Below are 18,901 nucleotides of genomic sequence, written 5' to 3' on the forward strand. Positions count from 1 at the left end.
CATCATATGAATAAGCAAAAAATCCGCATAGGGTTCATCGGGCTTAATCCCGACAGCCACTGGGCAGCAGCAGCCCACTTACCCGCTTTGAGGTCATTGTCTGATGACTTCGAGATCATTGGAGTGGCCAACCGAAGTTACGAGAGCTCAAAAAAAACAGCACAGACCTTAAATCTTCCCCTTGCCTTTAAGGATGCGCAATCACTGGTTAGCTCAAGCGAGATTGACCTGGTCGTGGTAACAGTAAAAGTCCCATATCACTTTGACCTGGTCAGTGCAGCACTGAATGCGGGCAAACATGTTTTTTGCGAATGGCCTTTGGGAAACGGACTAGTGGAAGGCAGGAAACTGGCAGCGTTGGCCAGGCAGAAAGGCGTTATCGCTGCAATCGGAACACAGATGCGCTACGCGCCGGAGGTGACCTACCTAAAGCAACTTATAGCAGATGGCTATGTAGGTAAGGTATTATCCACTACGCTGATCGGTGCCGGGGGTAGCTGGGGAAATGAAACGACAGCGGATCTTTATTACCTCCATGATCAGGCTAATGGTGCAACAATGCAAGCCATACCTTTAGCCCATACGCTGGTGGGCTTAACGGAGGTATTGGGAAGTATTGAACAGCTGTCGGCCCGGATGCTGACCCAGTTTGACCAGGTCAGGTTGACCGATACAGGAGTGTTAAAGCTTAAAAATGCCCAGGACCAGATATTGATACATGGTGCGCTTAAAAGCGGTGCCGCCTTATCTGTGCACTACCGTGGCGGCATAACACGGGGAACTAACTTACTATGGGAGATCAACGGTACAGCCGGTGATTTGCAGGTAACAGGTGAAAATGGTCATGGCCAAATTGTTCAACTGGCTATCAGAGGCGCGAGGGGAGAAGAAAAAGAAATGAAAACACTTATGCCGCCTGCCAGTGCCTACAGCGGATGGCCGTCTTTTTCAGGAGCCCGGAATGTTGGCCATCTGTATGCCTTGATCGCCGAAGATATCCGTACGGGTTCAAGAAAAGCGCCGGATTTCGAGGATGGTGTTGCGCTTCATGAATTGGTTGACCGTATCGAGAAATCCTCGCAAGAGAGAAAAGAAGCGTGGATGAGGAGTGATGATAAAGATGTCGAATCTTAATTGCTTGATAATCATATAAATCATATATATGATCCAATATTGCAGGTTGGGTTAATTCAAGCAGGATCGAACTCTTAATTGCTTTATTTTCAATAAATAACAGGTTTATGCCTGTTATTTTATTTTCATAAGAAAATATCATAAAAAGAAAAAGCCTTGAAATTGAGCTCCTTTTAAAGGAAAGGCTCGACTTTCAAGGCTTTTTGCTGTCTTGGTAGCCGTTACTGGACAAATTTCGAACTTTTTCTTGTCTGATTTGCAGGAGTTGGCGAAAGTTGCAAATTATTTTAAGATTTGAAAGATGGTTACTAGGCAATTGTCGAACTAAAATTTTGATGAAGATTGTTGTATGATAATGCAAATTCCATTCTCTAATTAGTTTTAATAATGAGGATTTGGAGATATTGCTGGGGATTTCAGGGATAGTGATTCTTTTTCACTTTTTGTACCGTACTGAATTTACTTTCCCACTAATAATTGTTTGCCAAATATTTTTGAAACTCTATTGACTGCTGGCTAATTTAGCCTACAGGAGTTGGTATATGTCTATTTGTAAACCTTATTGAAAATGAGACTAAGATGAGTTTGGATGATATAAAACTTAGGCATTTGCAGTATCTTTGTCTAGGAGATCAAAAATATTTTTCTATATTTATTAACATAATACTCTTAAGGTAAACCTATGAATCAAGACTTGCTAGTCCGTCTTTTCCGTTCTATTGATGGCGATCAAAACGACGATATTGTAAAGGTTGCCGAGACGATCATTGAGGATGAACGTACAAAGGGCCACGCAAAGTTAGCGGACAGACTAAAAACTATACTTGCTAAAAATGTTCAAAGTAACCAACATTTTAAGGGTGAACTCAAAAATATTTTCGGTAGTTCAACAAATATTCCAACTGATAAACGGAATAACATTCCTCTTGCATTCGAAATAAAACGTGATGATCTCCGTCACGAAATGATCCTCAATGTGCCCACAGAATACAAGATCAAAAGAATTGAACAGGAGTTTGTAGCAAGGGAAAGACTCGCGCAGTTTGGATTAAAACATCGATGTCGTATTCTGCTACATGGTGCGCCAGGTTGTGGCAAAAGCATGAGTGCTGAAAGGATTGCATGGAATATTGGTTTACCGTTTTTAAAGGTCCGATTTGAAGCAATAATTTCCTCCTATTTGGGTGAATCTGCAAGTAATTTGAAAAAATTATTCGAGATGATTATTAACTACCCATGTGTTCTGCTTTTGGATGAATTTGATTTCATCGCAAAATCTAGGGAAAATAAACAGGATGTTGGAGAAATGCACAGAATAGTAAACATTTTGCTAAATGTTCTTGAAGATTATGAAGGCCCTGGGATTGTTGTAGCAACAACTAATTTAGAGGGGTCGCTAGATAAAGCCCTTTTCAGACGGTTTGATGATATTATCGAAATCCCAAAACCCGGGGTGCCTGAAATTGAGAGAATATTGAGATCCACTCTTTCAAGTATCAAAATTGACAAGGATATATCTTGGAGCCAAATTGCCTCGGATATGGAGGGATTTTCAGCTGCTTTAATCGTCAAAATCGCGAATGATGCAGCTAAAAATTCTGTTATTCATGGAAATGGAGTCGTGTCTAAAAAGCACTTTAGTACATCTTTATCAGAGAATCAACTATATAATAAACCCTAAACCAAATGCCTGAATTTCCGCATCTCAACCTCACACGTAAACTTTTCGGCGCGTACAATTTTCCAGTTGGAGGAAGCTCAAATCCTAATCCACTAACAGTTGCCAATCTGAAAAATAGAAAAAATCATGGCAACATGCTCAAGTCCCAACTAACCCATTTGCAAAGCTCTTGGGATAACCATTTGGAGACGAGAAGAGAAGCAGGGTTGCCAGAATTGTATGATTCAGAAATTAGACCAATATACCTTCAGATAGATTTAGATGCGTTTACCTTAGAGTCGATTAGACACTGGGGAATTGAAATTTTGTCAGAGCAGGAAAATGGCTATATCATTGGGGTTTCGGTTGATGATTTTAATTCCCTTAGAAAGAAAATTGAACAATTCCTCGAAAGCAAAGGAAGATACAAGGACAAGGCCGCACAGATGTGGCAGATCAATGACGGATTACAGTGGCGCTTGGATCAAATACTTACACCTCAATTAAGTAACAAGTGGGACCAAATTCTCGATGAAGAAGAATATGTGGTTTATGCAGGAATTGCATGTTATAAATTTATTAATGATTATCCTGTTAGAAAGGAAAACCAATCAGAGGATGATTTTTTAGGGAGAATAGCTAACTGGGAAGCTGAGAGGGATGCGGCGAGGGAGGCTAGAGATGATGAAGCTTTTGCCAGACAGGACAAACTTGATGATCTTATAGCTTTGTATGGAGGCGAACAGATAAGTGGTTATATCGATTTTGAGGACAGCTATTACGTTTCGTTTCGGATTGTTGGCAAAGGATTAAAAGATATAGCTCTGTCATTTCCTTATTTGTATGAATTGGGTGAAATTGACTCTTATAAATTGCCTGAAGGCTTAGCGGATGGGCTAGTTGAAATCGCTCCAGAACTGGAACCACCTGAGGCAGATGCCCCAAAAATTTGTGTAATTGACAGCGGGATACAAGAACAACATCGACTTTTAGAACCAGCAATGGATGCTGGAACCTCTTTTTCATTCGTGCCAGGGGATGTTTCCGTTGCAGATAGGGTGAACGGAGGTGGACATGGCACAAAGGTAGCTGGAGCAGTACTTTATGGAAAATTAATACCTAAAAATGGAACACACCAACTTCCTTTTTGGATACAGAATGCGAGAGTATTAAACGCAAACAACGAATTACCATCGGGTGTGGATCCAGCTCAATTGATGATCGATATTGTTGAAAAATTTCATCCTACGCGAGTTTTTAATTTATCAATTGCAAGTGATACTGCCTTTGCAGGTACGCACATGACACCTTGGGCTGCCACTATAGATAAGATAAGTTATGAAAAAGGAAAGTTGTTTATTATTGCAGCCGGAAATATTTCTCGATCCTCACCCTTACCCAATCCCGGATTAAAAGAGCTACTTGCTTCTGGGCCAGTCTACCCAAAATATTTATTTGGTTTGAGTTCCTCCAAAATTTCTAATCCAGCGATTTCCGCATTCAGTTTGACGGTAGGCTCAGTATGCCATGGAAATTACGATGATTTGGATAAAAAATCCTTCGGAACCAGGGACTTACCTTCAAGCTTTTCTCGTGCTGGGCTCGGGTTGTGGGATATGATTAAGCCAGATGTTGTGGAATATGGAGGTGACTTCGTTCATGAAAAAGCCGGGGCTAAACTTCTGACAAATCATGAATCTGTAAGTCCCGAACTAGTTTCTTCAACCTTAGGAGGTGGGGGCGCTATTTCCAAAAGTTCTGTTGGAACTTCTTTTGCCGCACCAATGGTCACACACATCGCTGGTTGGCTTCTTAAAGAGTTTCCTTTGCTCAGTGCTATTTCTTATAAAGCATTAATCGTACAGGCTGCTCGTTTGCCAGAAAATAAGTTTCGTCACCCTGACCTTAATGACCTAAAGTGCATGGGGTACGGAATTCCGACCCTACAACGTGCTACTCAAAATTCTGAGAATCGTGTAACGTTTTTGACAGAGGGTATTGTTACAGCGAAAGGTGCTGATGTATTTATGATCAAGGTCCCCAAAGCAGTTAATCGTCCTGGTCTTGATAATGAAATTCTTCTTGAGATAACCTTGAACTATAGATCCACTGTTCGACGTACACGAAAATATACTAAATCATACCTAAGTTCTTGGCTTAGCTGGGAAATTTCAACGCCAGATGAAAGCTATCAGGATTTTTGCAACCGCGTGATAAAATCAATAGACAATCCTAAAGTAATAAATGGCGGGGGTAAAAATGGGCTTCCATGGACTATCTTTAATCGTGGTAATAATGGGATTGTTCGTGATGTAAAACGGCAAGACAGTACCACCCAAAAGGATTGGACGATAGTCAGTTCAAATAAATTACCTGATGAATTCTGTATTGCTGTCGTTGGTCACCACGGTTGGGATAAAGACTTAAAGTCAGAAACATCATACTCATTGGTTGTTAGTTTTGAGGCATTAGATAAAAATATTCCTATTTATCAACAGTTTGAAGTTGAAAATAGAGTAGAGCTTGAACAGGAAATAAATGTCTAAGTAAGCATGCTTTATAAGTAAGGTGATTTTTAGTAAACACGAATTGCGGATTCTATCTATTTTAAGGTAGGTGTCCCAGCCGATTTGTTATATGATTAAAAGCTGGTTGAAAGGTCTGCTTGGTGGTACGTCCATTGGATTAGAAGATCGGCACTATATAAAATGGACACTGGATAAATAAGTTTGGTAAAGGGCAGAGTGGTCTATAAAATCTTTAACCACCGCTCCAGTTTTACATAATCCACTAGGCGCAATAGATGCTTCAGCTTCTGTGAATATTCTATGGCTGGGGATTTCGCTAACAGTATCCACCTGTTTTCGCTCATCGTGGCCAGCTTTTTCGGTCAATATTTTTCACTATACTTCGTTCCAAAATTGCCAATCGATTCATTTTAAGTGGCTTTAAGATTTTTGGAAGATTGACCGGACTCATTTTGTTTTACATGGAGAAACTAAATTGTCAATGCGCTACTGGCCTTAAAATCGAAACTTATAAATCTTTTGTTGGGGTATTTTTATCGGGGGGATATTTTTCATTAGTCGGAGTCGAAAAGTCCTTTTAGGTCCTGAATATTGCCTTTTAGAGAATTAGGGGAAGGGGGATGAACCAAAGACTGTAAATGCTGGTTGAAAAATGACCAAGTCAGATTGGACCGGATTGGATATATTCGGGTTAGTCTTTAAGATACCATCAAGACCAGATGGCAAAAAAAGAGGTGTACAGCCTGAAATGAGAATCGGTGCATACTATCAGCGAAATCCCCAAGGGTATCTGATTTTTTCGAAAAGAGAAAATGTCTAGCTTGGGCTGAAAACGAACTCCGGTATAGGAGAAAATCATCTCAGTGATGCTAGCGGTGAAATGAAAGTCTCTCAGAAAATTTGAGAATATTTTGAAAAGGTGTCAACAATAAAAATAACGCGCCTATTTTCGGGGCAATGGGAAAGACCGTTGTCAATCAATAGCTAGACTCTTAAGCTAAATACTCTTTATAACAAAAGGCCTTATTTTTAACTGGTTATGAGGTCTAAGCATGTCAATCTAAAACCACAATAAATCGTTGCTTTTTTTTTCGCAATCGTTACAAATTCCACTTTCGTTAGAAGTTAACCTATCTTCACAGGAAACGCAAGCCTTATTGATGGACTCATTTGGAATACCTAATGCATTTAAAATTGCTAAATCTCGTGTATTCAACTTGCAAAACTTACAAATCAAGGCGGTAACATCGTATCTTAAAAGTATGTTTTGTTCTAAAAATGAATCATACTCTGAAATTGGTTTTAATTGTACTATTGCAGTTTGCAAGCAGGCAGGACATTTTATTGTTCCTGTATATTTTGAAAGAGCTAAAGAAGAGGTGACTTTCTTTTGTTTTGTAACATACCCTTCATGATTTTTATGTTCTTCCCAGACAGATTTATGATGGGCGATGAGTTTATCAATCTTCAAAAACAAGTTTTTTTCTGATAGAATAGAAATTTTTGAGAGCTTACTTTTATTGCCACCGACAAATTTCACAAGAGGAATTTCTAATTCTTTTGAGAAATCTTCTATAACATTTATAAAATCGACTTTTATAATGCTTTCTAATAGATTCAAATCTAGATATTTAAGTTCTGAGTGCGCGATTATATCTCGAGCTTTAGAAATAGCAAATAGTTTACTTTCATTTCCCAGGACAATTTTTGAAAATGACTTTGCCCTAATTACGCTGGTTCTGAAAGTGATAGTATCCTGATTGCCATCTTTTTCTGGAGTTTTTTTATTGTCTTTTACATATAAAGGCAGATCCTGAAACAAGGCTTTAAAGGAATTTTCAAAGCTAGGGTCTACTAGTATAAATATTGGGTTTTTGTCAACCAAGATACCTTTAAGCAACCTTTCAAAACCTAAAGCAAGATTTAACGAAATCTGAATAATTACTTCTTTTGTGATGTTTTCGTCCATCTTGGAGCACGCTTCTCGAAAGAATATAAAACTGTCTTTGTAATATGAATTCATTTGTGAATTTTTAACATCGATTAAGATATCTATTTTTCTGTAAAATTATACACTGCACAATCTAAATAACTAGTCATCCTTAATGTACTTTTGGTTTGTAAAAGCAACAATATTCAGTTTTTTTTAGATGTGAAAAGTATTATAGAGGCCACTGTCTCGTCCTACTATAGCTTGTCATTAAAAACTGAAAAATGGCGACAAAAAACAAAGACAAAGCAAAAAATTTGACTAGGAAACCTTGGGGTCGCTTAAGTGAGGATGTTAAAGAAAAATTTTTCTGTGCGATAAATTCAGGAATGCTCTGCACGTACAGAAAGTCTAAATATGGTTTTAGTCATTTAATTCGAGTTCCTTTCACAGTTGTTTTTCACCTAGTTTAGTTCTAAAAATAATTATGGAAAATCAAGATGACTTAAATTTCAGTCGCTTTAATGATATTACTATTCAAGAAGTTAAGGCTTTACCTATGTTTAAACACTTTTCTGACAGTGAAGCTGAAGAGATAGTTCGAACACTAAAAAGATTTTCAAAGATAATCGTTGAGGATCATTTTAAGAAAGAAAATCAACAAAGGAAACCATAGCGGTTTGTTAGTCCGAATCATAAACGTCTGTTAGCCAGTGTTTAATAAAATTTTCACCGTTTGGGTTAACCCAAGCAGGATCGAACTAATAATTGCCTCATTTTCAGTTAATACTGCATTTATGTATGTTTTTTTCTTTTCATGAAAAACCATCATAAAAAGAAAAAGCCTTGAATTTGAGCTTCTTTCGAGGAAAGAGTTCGAACTTCAAGGCTTTTTGCCGTTTTAGTAGCCTACGCTGGGCATGTAACGGAAAACTTTTTGCCAGATTTACAAGATTTAGCGAGAGTAGCTGATTTCTTTGAAAACAAAAAGAAGCTTAAATGGGTAGAAGACGAACTGAGGTGTAAACGTATGTGATCACATAATTGGATGAAATTTTTCGTTCATCAAGAGCATGATTTTCAATTCAATAGATAGTTAAAACGGTAAGCCATAATACTTAGCTAAAATGGTGCTAAGGAGACCTCCGGCATTTCCAAATTGAACATCCCAACTACCATCTAAAGACTTGCCCAACATTTTTTTTATCCATGCATTTACCTCATCGCTATATTTATCAAGATCATCAGGGATCTGCTTGTCAATGACTGCTAAAAGTTCGTCAATGTCTTCTTTTGTAATCGACTTACCATTCATTTCTTCAGCCAAATGTTGATGATTTCCTTTGGTTACATTAATCTTTGCTGAAACGTCATTCTTTGAGCCTGTGGTAATTAGTACACCGTCTCCATTATTAGTAATAGTGTTATTCACAATATTGGTAACCTGAGTATTTTTAGATCTGAGATCTTCAATCTGCGATTCCTGGCCAAACCGATTTTCAATTTCTAACATGAATTCCAAAAGCCGGGACCGCACCGCTGCTAAAATGTTAGATAAAAAAGCAGCAGGGATTTCAAGGTGAACATCCAGAATTTGAAATTGTGGATTGCCCATGTTGACAATCGATTGTTCCAGACTAGATCGTTTATATGCAGTCAAACTCACCTTAACTCCCTTTTTTGTAACCAGATCTTCAACAGCAGATATGCTATCAAGTATAACTATCTTACATAGGTCACTTGCTTCTTACCTTGTGAGATGGCCAATTGGAATAGGGGTATTTTTATACTGCATCCATCCGTTCATAAAGTTTCCTTTTGGAAACCCTTCAGTCTTGCGGTAATCGGGCAGATTCGCCTCTCTTTCATAACCCTTAAGTTCATTATTCACCCAAGTTTGTAATGTTTCGTTCTGGATTCTTGAGGCGAGTACCTTCGTTTTAAAAAGAGCGCTAGACATCGGCGATGCCAAGTCCATAAGCTCGTTAATTATATCACTGACTAATTTCATGGCTTTTAATTGTTGCGAATATATAAAAACTTGACCTTTGACAATTCAGAAATGCTAAAGTATACTTAAGCAAAATTCTCATAAAAAATGAATTTTCAATCTAAAGATATGGGTGCAATAGAAGCCAATCCATTCTGTGGACATTATTAAATTATCTCAATTAGAATCTTTGTATATTTATCGCTTTAACGTTTTTCAAATGAAGCTAATTAGTGATATCCTTAATGATCTGGTCAATGACCAAATTTCTCTTACTGTAGCGCTTAACAAAACGAAAGTATTAGCAACAAGGATTGGCAATAAACGACTTCTGGACTGGGTAAACTCTGAGCTGAAAGGGTATGCGAATTTGAATAGTGTCCCAGAATACAGAATAACTCACGGTACAATAATTGGGGATTTCAACAACGGACGACAAATGGTTACAAATTATCCAATCCCATTACCTGATTTGGGGGAGAAAATGGATGATCAAATTAGGCAGTTTCGTACGGTGGACAGTATTTACACTTTGGAGAGTTTTTTTAAAATGCCTGGGCGAGAGAAACTAGATTCTTTAGTATTTCCATTTTCTGATGGAATGAGAGCAACGCTTGAAGATATTCTCAGAAATTCCAATGGGCCATATTTTCAGCTTATTAGTGTGGGAATCAAAGTTCCCTTTCATTTTGCCACGAGCGTAATAGCAAAGGTCAAAGACATGTTGTTGGAATTTATGTTAGAGATAGAGAAAGAATTTGGAATTGAATCCGATATTGCAGATTTAAAAAATAATAACCTTAAAATCAATTATATTATGAATAACACTATCACAAATAACGGGGACGGCAATGTTGTCAACACTGGTTCCAATTCACAAATCACAGCTAATATAAACATCATTAAAGGCGATAAGGAAGCCCTGACAAAATCCCTTAAAGAAAATGGTGTAGCCACTGAGGATATCTCCGATTTACTTATGGTAATAGATACCGAAAAGCCCAATGGAAATAGTTTTGGAGAAAAGGTAAATAATTGGATGAAAAAAATGCTTGCTAAATCCATAGATGGGACCTGGCAGGTTGGGATTGGTGCAGCTGGGTCGTTGCTGGCAGAGCTAATAAAAGCTTATTATGTAGGGTAATATTATTTCCCTTTCAAAGACGAACCATTTCCTGTATTGACTATATTTCTATCACCTTGATTGATAATCTCATTGCGGAAATAATTATTTATGATTTGGTTGTTCTCTATCTGATTCCCCTTAAACTTAGAAATCTGAATGTCAAATCCGAAACTTTCAGCAATATCCATAGTAAAAGCCAGAAGCCGCGATCTGACTGTACTTGGGATCTGTACAAGGATATTCGCATTTGTAGTTAGCCAAGCTTCCGTTACAGTAGGGCGTAAGTTGGTGCGGTATAATTTACCGGCTGGTCCTTGCAGTAAATGCAAAGATTCCATTGGGAAAGCTACAGTGATAAGATCTGATTTTTGGCCAGATTTTGCGATCATAAATTCTATAACTTTTATGCCTTCCGGGACAGGAAGGTACTTTAGTTGGGAAGCATAGGGTTTTTCAATCATAGATATAGGCAATTCTTTCTTATAGTTATCAATTCCTACTTGTAAATTAATTGTTAATGCCGCAAGTCCTTGTCTATATCTTGGTAGAATTTTTGCATCCTTGTAGCCATTGATTTCTAAATCAGTATATGCTGCAAGCTTGCTGTTTTTAACTAGAAGGGCAAAGTATTTCAGTTTTAAAAGAGGTGCTTCGACTGATAAAGTTGGATCTAACAAGTCGTCTATAACCTGTTGCAGGAGAAAAGTCTGGTTTCGTTCCATTTTTCATAAAAAGATAAAAACAATCTTCAATAATAAATAAATTTTAGCATAAGTAATGAAATCCAACTAATCGTGCAACATAAACTAATGGTAATGCAGGGCAAATTTTATTTTTAGCATTGTGGGAATTATCGAAAACATTGCCCACTGTTTTCGGTCTAAATTGGTCACTGTCCGCAGTGGAATGAGCAGTTCATTGATAAATATACCTTTATCCGAGTTTCAGTTCTTTATATAGCCCATCGATGCATCTCTCGGCTGCCTGTGACATTTCAAAGTAATCGTCTTTTAGGTTTCCCACATCCTGTCCCTGCGCTATATAGAGCTCTGCATTGCATAAGCCTGACATCTGGTTCAATAACTCTTCTACGGCCAACCTACTTTTCAATGAAAAATACATACTGTTGATAGATGCTGTTTGGGCAATTAGACCACGATGTTCTAAGGTTCCACCCTGAGCTTCCATAAAGGGAGAAAATTCGTTACCCTCATAGAACGCTGTTTTTCCAAGACAATAGTTTTTATAATTGGCCAGAGCAATACTCAATTCCTTAAAAGCAGGTAATTTACTTTGGTAATACAGGTCTATTCTTTTGCCTTTCATTAGCCAATAAAAAAGAGTCTCTGACTCGGCTTAGATAAAATGAAATAGCTCTAAACAAAAAAAGCCCATCTTTCGATGAGCTTTTTAATCAGTAGCGGGGAGCAGGATCGAACTGCCGACCTCAGGGTTATGAATCCTGCGCTCTAACCATCTGAGCTACCCCGCCGGGTAATATTTACTAAATAACGTAAATATCGATGTGGTTATTTTTAAGAGCTGCAAATATAGAATAAATATACATTCTATTAAAAAGAAATTTGAAAAATACTTTAAAGCGCTATTGTTCAGTAAATTTGATTGTTTTTGGTGGGGTTTATTAGCAGAGTTTTTATTCAGAAGTCTTATATAACTGGTTAAGATTATGTTTGTTTTGTTTCATTTGTGACACATCTGCCTTGCAGATTATCAGCTTTGATTGTGGGGATTAATAGGTCTTATAGATAATATTAAGGTGGTTGTTTTCTCATTTATTTCTCATTCATTATTTTTTTATTATCGTTCCAGATTTTAGGAATGAATATAATTCCCAGCCCTAATATTATATAAAATATATATTCAGGTAGATTGTACCCAGTAAAAATGCCATTAAAGCTTGGGGTTTTGTCTCTCCATATACCTCGTTTAGGCTTGCCTATTTCATCAAAAATATTTGGGCTATAATCTATATAGCTTTCAGTTTCTGTAAATTTGGTAAAAGGCCAAAAATCATCCTCATAGCTATTTATGGTGAATAGATTTGAATATCCTAATGTTTGCGTTCCTTCATTAATCGTACCATATATACTAGCTACGTTTACAAACAAGGCAAATGAATGGATGCATATCCATACGATTAAGAATCTTTTCTGGTTGAGGGTAACGCTATATTTCATAATTCTGGTATTAATTTAATTTTGAGTATTGAAATATTATGTCTGTTGTACTTGGTATAGGTCTGATGGATATTCTTAGATTTTTAACCTTGTTTTCCCAAATATCGTCCTCGACCATTTTATTGTTAGAATCCTTATTAATTACTTTTATCAGGTCAGGATAATTAACACTAGGCATAATTAAGCCATCGGCAATACAAATTCCTGCCTTATCAAAATGATAGATGTATCTTAACTTAAACCGTTCTGCATCTCGATAAGTAACATAGCTTTGATTGTCTAGTGATTTCCCTACACTTAAGAACTCTTTTGATTTATCGCTAGAAAATTGATCCATTAACTTAGACTTTTCTACTCCTAAATTTTTCTGCGCACTACAGGTTAGTACACTAAATCCGATAATAATAAAATTGATAAATAATAATTTCCGCATAACGTCATTGATTAGATTGTTAAAGTAAAAGTAATATTATGAAATATACTTCATAATATTTAAATAGATATTGCCTTTCCTTTGGGGTCGTGATTAATATTAGAGATGAAGCGGCTATAAAGGCTTTTGGGCTTAGAGTAAGGCAACTTAGAAAAGATCAAGGTCTTTCTATGGAAAAGTTGGCTGAGCTTTCTGGTATTGATTACAGACAGATTTCTTATGTTGAACTTGGAGATACGAATCCTACTATTTCTACGGCTTCGGCAATCGCTAAAGGATTAAACCTTCATATTAAGGATTTATTTGATTTTTGATAGAGTGTTTGTCGACAGCTTTAGTTGGGGATTAGTAGAAGTGAAAAGAATTAATAGCTATATTAATTTAAAGCAATTTAATGATAAGTAATTGCATTTACTTATCGTTTATCGGATTAATTGATAGCCTAAGAAATATATACTTGCAATTATTTTGTGCTAAAAGTTTACGGCCAACCCGTTCATCTCTTTCGAAATAAAGTGGGGGGCTTTGTTGTAGGCAGGGAATCACAGATATACTCTCTAATTATTTTATATAGTATAAAGTATATAAAGTAGGGTAAGTATCTTCAGTTGATAATTAATAACTCTACTGTATCTACTTACCCTAGTTAACTTATTATGCGTTAAAGCAATAAAAACCTTTTTTTGGTGAATCTAAAACATCTCTTTCTAGTCCCTTTTCAAGATTTTTATATAAGGTCTTTTCCGACATAAAAGCAGGTACTAATATATCCTTAATGTCTCCTGATTTTACTAATTCTGAATCTATTAGTAATTTCTTAACGCAATCTATCACTTGATTATATGTACTATCATCTTTTCTTCTGTCAGCCCTAGGTACAAGTAAATCTTGTTCTTTTACTGTTCCTGTAACGTTAATCCACAAATTCTCATCAAGCTCAAATTTTGCAACGTTCGGGTTATTATCATCGGCATACCTTGCAGATATAAGTTTTATATATCGTGAATTATCCGATGTTTTATTTATGCCAAAGATAAAGTCAACTTCTTGGCTTATTATTCTGCTGCCTGCTACATCTCGTTGGCTCATAGCATTTTCTTGGTCTATTTTAACACTATGATGTATGATAACTAATGTTACTTTATAATCGTTAGCAATATCACGTAATGTTATCATTGCATCTTTTGCTGTGTCTGAATTTTCAATTTGTCCATCCACAACTCTTGTGAGTGAATCGATAAAAACTATACCAGGTTTTATTTCTTCAATTTCATCTCTTAAAAATGCCCAATCCGCTTTTGTCACCAAAGCTTTTGGAGCATGTTCTGTGACTACAAAATAATTACTTTTTATATTTTGTAATTCATTATCACTAAAAATGTCCAGTTGTTTAATATTTCGACCAGTTCTTGGTGCGTAAAATTCTTCTAGAGATACAAACAACACTTTTTTATTAGCTGCATTAATTTGTTTACCTAAGTATTTATCTCTTCCTGAAGCTATACTCATGCCTAAGTTTTCACAGAAAATAGTTTTTCCTGTCTTTGCAACTCCATATACTAACCCTACTGACCCCTCTTTTATAGCAGAGTACAGCATAGGTATTGACGGTTCACTTTTAACCCTTGCTACCATTTCCCCTAATGTACACGTCATCCTTTTGGGTTTTTGTTTTGGGATATTTGTTTCAATAATAGGGCTATTTTCCTCTCTATACCCAACATCACTAACTCTATTCATATATTTAAATTTATTTTTACAGAATACGCCCAATTGCGCATCTATACAAAATAAATCTAAATTTTAAAGTCTATTAGTCCAAAGAGACCATATTTAGACCATTTTATTCTTTTTATAAGTATGTGGGTTTTGTGGATAATCGATGCCAGCATTTTTATCCTTTATTTTAATGCTAAATCCTTTACTCACTTCAGCTTTAGGAGTTTCCTCTCCATAATCCCTTAATATCAACTTTTCTTTTTTTGCTCTTTTCTCTGGTTTTTCTCTATCTAATATTGTGTAAATTGTTGATCTAGAGAGTTGTTGATTGTTAGCGTCAACAAAATTATCTAGAATAAAGTTTGTTATTTTAGTCCTATCATATTCAATTAATGCTTTGCCTATATTATTTTCTTCATTTGAAATATCATAAAAGAGAGTTGCTAAGGTATTTATGTTGCCATACCACTTAAGTTTATACGAATTTGATTTGGTCTGATTTGGGAGTGCGCTATTTGTAAAACTAATAATTAGGGTTTCAAGAGTTACAAGATATTTAGAAATAATATCTATGAAAGCTATGTTTTTGAGCTTTTTAGTTGAAATTTTCAGCTGTTGTATGATATTTAGCAAAGACGTAGAGTAATTTTCACAATATTCATTGCTTTTCGCTAACAATGATATTCTTGTTTCTTTTTTAAATTCATTGTAATATTCCATTAAGTGTTCTTCTAGATAAGCTCCGAGTGTTAATCTAATTTCTTTAGGCTCTCGGTTACTTTGAAAGATTGAAATACTAAAGTATTTTTCTTCGCTAATCCATTTTATCTCTACGAATTGCCCATATTCTTTATTATAATAAAAAGGGATTGTCTGCCCATCGAAAAACTCATGCTCAATTATTTCAAGTTTGTTATTTTCTATTAGGTCAATATAATCTTGTAACGGATGTTTTCTCATTTGATTTTTTTTACTAAAAATAAGTAATGTTGTATTCTGCCATCAAGAAATTAAAGTAATATAATATTCTTTGCATAACTTCGATTTTTTACAAAAGTTAAGTTAGAGCTTAACAAAAATACCATAAGATTTTAATGAGTTCCTACAAGATAAATAATACATTAAACACGGTCTATAATAAAGATGCTAGATCTATTTTAGATACTATTCCTTCTGACATTAAAATTGCGACCACTATTACCTCGCCACCTTATTTTGATATGAAAGATTATAACTCTGATGATCAAGTCGGATACGGTCAGACATATGATGATTATCTAAATGATCTTAAGCTGATATTTAGCGGTGTTTATGAAATTACAGAGGAAGATGGATCTTTATGGATAATAATAGATACTTTCAAAAGAGAAGGGCAAGTGGTGACATTGCCGTTTGATTTGTCGAGCAAATTAAAGGAGATTGGCTGGCTATTACAGGATGTAATAATATGGAAGAAAGATAAAACTGTTCCATGGTCGATGGGAGGGTTTATGCAAAGGAAGTTCGAATACATACTTTTCTTCACAAAGTCGGCTAAATATAAATCCAATAAAGATAATGTACGGGTTTATGATACAGCGCATTTAAAGAAGTGGTGGGTGAAGTATCCTGAGAGATATAATCCAAAAGGGAAAGCACTAGATGAGGTTTGGGAATTTCCAATACCAGTGCAAGGATCGTGGGGTGATAAGTATATCCGTCATTTTTGTCCATTACCAACAGATATGGTTGCTACTATGATTCAACTTAGTACAAATGAAAACGATATTGTATTAGATCCATTTGCTGGAAGTGGAACTGTTTTGTCTCAATCAGCATATATGAAACGAAATTATATAGGTTTCGAGACAAATAAAGATTATATAGAAATGTTCACGGCTTATTTACAAAAAACTATAGATGAGAATAGTGCGGAATACGAATTGGCAAGCACAGGAGTACAAGATGACTTTGAAAATACCATTCTAAATCTACGTGCTTTAAAATATGCCCGTGTATTGGTAGCAAGTATCCAAAAAAAACTAGCTATAAAAGATATTAAAGTGATAGTTGTTAGAGGTGAGAAAAGTACTTTAAGGAATAAACTCATCAAAGTTACCTATCGTTTTATAACATTAACTCCTAGTGATGCAATTTTAGCTGCGGCAGAAAGCCTTATAAATAAACAGCCACTATCTAAATTTGGAATCGAGCCCTCGTTTGATTTCGTGCAGATTGAAGAAATTGATCTAACGGGTAAGAATGGATATACAATTACAAATACATATTCATTTAATAAACAGTTGGATTTGTTGAATCCATCAATAAAAGTTATAAGTGAGATCAAAGTTGATCTTAATGAAAAAGATTATTTATAGTTCAGCTATGGCTAAAAAGAAAATACAGAAGAAAAAAGTTGTAAAAAAGAAGTTATCTCCTCAAGAGAAACTATTTGCCAAAGAACAAAGAGATCAAAGAAATGAAATCTCTAATATCTTAAAAAACATAGGCTTCTCAAGACTTCCATATATAGATGGGAAGCATTTTCTTTATGATGGAAGGTCGTCAGAAATGGATGACATTTTTGTATTTGAAAATATAATTTTAGTTACTGAGTATACATTAGGAGATCCCAATGATCATCTTTTAAAAAAGAACTATTTCTATGACAAAATTAATGAAGATAAAAGAGCTTTTATTGATTTCCTTTTAAAAGAAGAAAAACTAGCTAGTTTTAAGAAATATTACGATGAAAGTATTAAGAATAAATATTCTGTTAATCAGCTACGCCTAAAAATTCTTTATTGCTCGAAAAAGACGATTGGGTTAGAACACAAGGGGTTAGTCCAAAATGTAATTTATTTCGATTACCACATCGTAAAGTATTTTCAAAGTCTAACGAAGGTTATTAAAAGATCTAGCAAGTTTGAATTTCTGGAGTTTTTAGGAATTCCAATTAAAGATTTTGCTGAAAATATAAAATCATCAAAAGAATCTTCAGATAAATTTCAAGGGCATATTTTGCCGGAAGAAAAAAGCTCATTTAAAGAAGGATACAAAATAGTTTCTTTTTACATTGATGCAGAATCTTTATTAAAGCGAGCTTACGTTTTGAGGCAAAATGGTTGGAGAGATGTTGAAAATGTCGGACACTATCAAAGGATGTTTTTGCAAAAGAAGATAACGAGTATGCGAAAATATTTAACTGATAAAGATAGGGTTTTTGTTAATAATATTATTTCGTCTATAGCAACAGATAAAATCAAGTTGTATGATAAAAATGACGAGTTACTTAAGCTTAATAAAAATGGACAATTTGTTGGTGAAAATTCTACTGAGGTAACACCTACCTCCATAGTAATTAATGATGAGTGTAATATAATAGGAATTATTGACGGTCAGCATAGGACATATGCCTATCATGAGGGAGATGATCAATATGAAAACCATATCTCTACTCAACGTGGAGTTCAAAATCTGCTTGTCACCGGGATTTTGTTTCCCAGTGAAGAAAGCGTAGCTAAAAGGCTAAAATTCGAAGCAAACTTATTTCTTGAGATTAATTCTACACAAGCTAAAGCTGGATCTCAATTGACACAAGAAATTGAGCTGATGATTAGTCCATTTTCATCAGTTGCTATTGCTAAACGAATATTACAAGGTCTAAATAAAAGTGGCCCACTTGGAAATCTCATAGAGCAATACTGGTATGAAAAAGGTAAAATTAAAACTGCTTCTATAGTTAGTTATGGGTTAAAGCCATTAATTAAAATTGAAGATATAAAATCAAAAGATAGCACATATCATCTTTGGGAAAATCCAGATAAGGTGAAGTTAAAAATTAAGGATAATGAAGAACATGAATTATTAGGAGAATATGTGGATTTTACTGTTGAGAAAATTAGAGATGTATTAATAGCATTTAAGTCCAAAATGGATAAAGATCAGTGGTGCGCTTACAGTGCTGCTACTCCAAACGGGATCTTAACGGTGACCTTTATTAACGGGATTCTGAATGTTCTAAGGTTGCTTATAGAATCCAATAATGTGTCAACAGTTGAAGAGTATCAGAAAAGACTTGAAGGGATAAATGGTTTTGGATTTAAAAAGTATAAATCAAGTCAATATCGCAAAATGGGATTGGATATTTACAAGGAGTATTTTAAAATTGAATAGAGGGTGATTTTTCCCCTCCATTCAATAC

At 35.3% G+C, this 18,901-nt stretch carries 15 protein-coding genes, 1 tRNA gene and 1 pseudogene; 8 read left to right on the forward strand and 9 right to left on the reverse strand.

The features are described 5' to 3' along the window. Nucleotides 1-6 precede the first annotated feature (6 nt). From H9N25_RS00725 to H9N25_RS00735, 3 genes are all read left to right on the forward strand, one after another. Nucleotides 7-1,134, forward strand: a complete 1,128-nt coding sequence (locus H9N25_RS00725) for a Gfo/Idh/MocA family protein (protein ID WP_190327605.1) — start codon at nucleotides 7-9, stop codon at nucleotides 1,132-1,134. A gap of 682 nt (nucleotides 1,135-1,816) precedes the next feature. Next, on the forward strand, nucleotides 1,817-2,815 hold the full coding sequence (locus tag H9N25_RS00730) for an AAA family ATPase (RefSeq protein WP_190327606.1): 999 nt from the start codon (nucleotides 1,817-1,819) through the stop codon (nucleotides 2,813-2,815). 5 nt (nucleotides 2,816-2,820) lie between these two features. Then, nucleotides 2,821-5,340, forward strand: coding sequence for a S8 family peptidase (locus tag H9N25_RS00735; protein ID WP_190327607.1), 2,520 nt, complete (start codon nucleotides 2,821-2,823; stop codon nucleotides 5,338-5,340). A gap of 1,042 nt (nucleotides 5,341-6,382) precedes the next feature. On the opposite strand, the gene H9N25_RS00740 is transcribed toward H9N25_RS00735, so the two are convergent. Further along, nucleotides 6,383-7,345 (reverse strand): hypothetical protein, encoded by a 963-nt coding sequence (locus tag H9N25_RS00740; RefSeq protein WP_190327608.1) that lies wholly within the window; start codon nucleotides 7,343-7,345, stop codon nucleotides 6,383-6,385. Nucleotides 7,346-7,739: 394 nt separating this feature from the next. On the opposite strand from H9N25_RS00740, the gene H9N25_RS00745 reads away from it, so the two are divergent. After that, nucleotides 7,740-7,928, forward strand: a complete 189-nt coding sequence (locus H9N25_RS00745) for a hypothetical protein (protein WP_190327609.1) — start codon at nucleotides 7,740-7,742, stop codon at nucleotides 7,926-7,928. A 420-nt stretch (nucleotides 7,929-8,348) separates the two neighbouring features. Here the strand turns inward: H9N25_RS00745 and H9N25_RS00750 are convergent. Beyond that, a pseudogene (locus H9N25_RS00750) lies at nucleotides 8,349-9,263 on the reverse strand (AbiTii domain-containing protein). A gap of 199 nt (nucleotides 9,264-9,462) precedes the next feature. On the opposite strand from H9N25_RS00750, the gene H9N25_RS00760 reads away from it, so the two are divergent. After that, complete coding sequence (locus H9N25_RS00760; RefSeq protein WP_190327611.1) at nucleotides 9,463-10,386, forward strand: AbiTii domain-containing protein; 924 nt, start codon at nucleotides 9,463-9,465, stop codon at nucleotides 10,384-10,386. A gap of 2 nt (nucleotides 10,387-10,388) precedes the next feature. Here the strand turns inward: H9N25_RS00760 and H9N25_RS00765 are convergent, their stop codons facing one another. From H9N25_RS00765 to H9N25_RS00785, 5 genes are all read right to left on the reverse strand, one after another. Next, nucleotides 10,389-11,090 carry an AbiTii domain-containing protein gene (locus H9N25_RS00765; RefSeq protein ID WP_190327612.1) on the reverse strand — a complete coding sequence of 234 codons (702 nt, stop codon included), beginning with the start codon at nucleotides 11,088-11,090 and terminating at the stop codon, nucleotides 10,389-10,391. Between the two features lie 211 nt (nucleotides 11,091-11,301). After that, the gene (locus H9N25_RS00770) at nucleotides 11,302-11,694 is read right to left on the reverse strand and encodes a hypothetical protein (RefSeq protein WP_190327613.1); all 393 of its coding nucleotides are present in this window, start codon (nucleotides 11,692-11,694) and stop codon (nucleotides 11,302-11,304) included. 92 nt (nucleotides 11,695-11,786) lie between these two features. Next, a tRNA-Met gene (locus tag H9N25_RS00775) sits at nucleotides 11,787-11,860 on the reverse strand. Between the two features lie 301 nt (nucleotides 11,861-12,161). Next, on the reverse strand, nucleotides 12,162-12,566 hold the full coding sequence (locus H9N25_RS00780) for a hypothetical protein (RefSeq protein ID WP_190327614.1): 405 nt from the start codon (nucleotides 12,564-12,566) through the stop codon (nucleotides 12,162-12,164). Nucleotides 12,567-12,576: 10 nt separating this feature from the next. Beyond that, nucleotides 12,577-12,999 (reverse strand): hypothetical protein, encoded by a 423-nt coding sequence (locus H9N25_RS00785; RefSeq protein WP_190327615.1) that lies wholly within the window; start codon nucleotides 12,997-12,999, stop codon nucleotides 12,577-12,579. An 89-nt stretch (nucleotides 13,000-13,088) separates the two neighbouring features. On the opposite strand from H9N25_RS00785, the gene H9N25_RS00790 reads away from it, so the two are divergent. Continuing rightward, nucleotides 13,089-13,313, forward strand: coding sequence for a helix-turn-helix domain-containing protein (locus H9N25_RS00790; RefSeq protein ID WP_190327616.1), 225 nt, complete (start codon nucleotides 13,089-13,091; stop codon nucleotides 13,311-13,313). A 340-nt stretch (nucleotides 13,314-13,653) separates the two neighbouring features. On the opposite strand, the gene H9N25_RS00795 is transcribed toward H9N25_RS00790, so the two are convergent. Both H9N25_RS00795 and H9N25_RS00800 read right to left on the reverse strand, forming a co-directional pair. Next, a complete protein-coding gene (locus H9N25_RS00795; protein ID WP_190327617.1) occupies nucleotides 13,654-14,739 on the reverse strand; it encodes an AAA family ATPase in 1,086 nt (361 codons plus the stop codon). 93 nt (nucleotides 14,740-14,832) lie between these two features. Then, the gene (locus H9N25_RS00800) at nucleotides 14,833-15,678 is read right to left on the reverse strand and encodes a hypothetical protein (protein ID WP_190327618.1); all 846 of its coding nucleotides are present in this window, start codon (nucleotides 15,676-15,678) and stop codon (nucleotides 14,833-14,835) included. 134 nt (nucleotides 15,679-15,812) lie between these two features. Here H9N25_RS00800 and H9N25_RS00805 point away from each other — a divergent pair, with 134 nt between their 5' ends. Together H9N25_RS00805 and H9N25_RS00810 are read left to right on the forward strand one after the other, a co-directional pair. Next, nucleotides 15,813-17,075, forward strand: coding sequence for a DNA-methyltransferase (locus tag H9N25_RS00805; protein WP_190327619.1), 1,263 nt, complete (start codon nucleotides 15,813-15,815; stop codon nucleotides 17,073-17,075). Further along, nucleotides 17,056-18,873 (forward strand): DGQHR domain-containing protein, encoded by a 1,818-nt coding sequence (locus tag H9N25_RS00810; RefSeq protein ID WP_223833523.1) that lies wholly within the window; start codon nucleotides 17,056-17,058, stop codon nucleotides 18,871-18,873. Before H9N25_RS00805 ends, H9N25_RS00810 begins: the two co-directional genes overlap by 20 nt. Nucleotides 18,874-18,901 lie beyond the last annotated feature (28 nt).

The sequence above is a fragment of the Pedobacter riviphilus genome (assembly GCF_014692875.1).
Taxonomy (GTDB): domain Bacteria; phylum Bacteroidota; class Bacteroidia; order Sphingobacteriales; family Sphingobacteriaceae; genus Pedobacter; species Pedobacter riviphilus.

Coding starts and splice junctions, on each gene's coding strand:
- H9N25_RS00735 (WP_190327607.1), top strand. CDS start 2,821: ATGCCTGAATTTCCGCATCTCAACCTCACACGTAAACTTTTCGGCGCG.
- H9N25_RS00740 (WP_190327608.1), bottom strand. CDS start 7,345: ATGAATTCATATTACAAAGACAGTTTTATATTCTTTCGAGAAGCGTGC.
- H9N25_RS00770 (WP_190327613.1), bottom strand. CDS start 11,694: ATGAAAGGCAAAAGAATAGACCTGTATTACCAAAGTAAATTACCTGCT.
- H9N25_RS00745 (WP_190327609.1), top strand. CDS start 7,740: ATGGAAAATCAAGATGACTTAAATTTCAGTCGCTTTAATGATATTACT.
- H9N25_RS00785 (WP_190327615.1), bottom strand. CDS start 12,999: ATGCGGAAATTATTATTTATCAATTTTATTATTATCGGATTTAGTGTA.
- H9N25_RS00730 (WP_190327606.1), top strand. CDS start 1,817: ATGAATCAAGACTTGCTAGTCCGTCTTTTCCGTTCTATTGATGGCGAT.
- H9N25_RS00780 (WP_190327614.1), bottom strand. CDS start 12,566: ATGAAATATAGCGTTACCCTCAACCAGAAAAGATTCTTAATCGTATGG.
- H9N25_RS00805 (WP_190327619.1), top strand. CDS start 15,813: ATGAGTTCCTACAAGATAAATAATACATTAAACACGGTCTATAATAAA.
- H9N25_RS00795 (WP_190327617.1), bottom strand. CDS start 14,739: ATGAATAGAGTTAGTGATGTTGGGTATAGAGAGGAAAATAGCCCTATT.
- H9N25_RS00760 (WP_190327611.1), top strand. CDS start 9,463: ATGAAGCTAATTAGTGATATCCTTAATGATCTGGTCAATGACCAAATT.
- H9N25_RS00725 (WP_190327605.1), top strand. CDS start 7: ATGAATAAGCAAAAAATCCGCATAGGGTTCATCGGGCTTAATCCCGAC.
- H9N25_RS00765 (WP_190327612.1), bottom strand. CDS start 11,090: ATGGAACGAAACCAGACTTTTCTCCTGCAACAGGTTATAGACGACTTG.
- H9N25_RS00810 (WP_223833523.1), top strand. CDS start 17,056: ATGAAAAAGATTATTTATAGTTCAGCTATGGCTAAAAAGAAAATACAG.
- H9N25_RS00800 (WP_190327618.1), bottom strand. CDS start 15,678: ATGAGAAAACATCCGTTACAAGATTATATTGACCTAATAGAAAATAAC.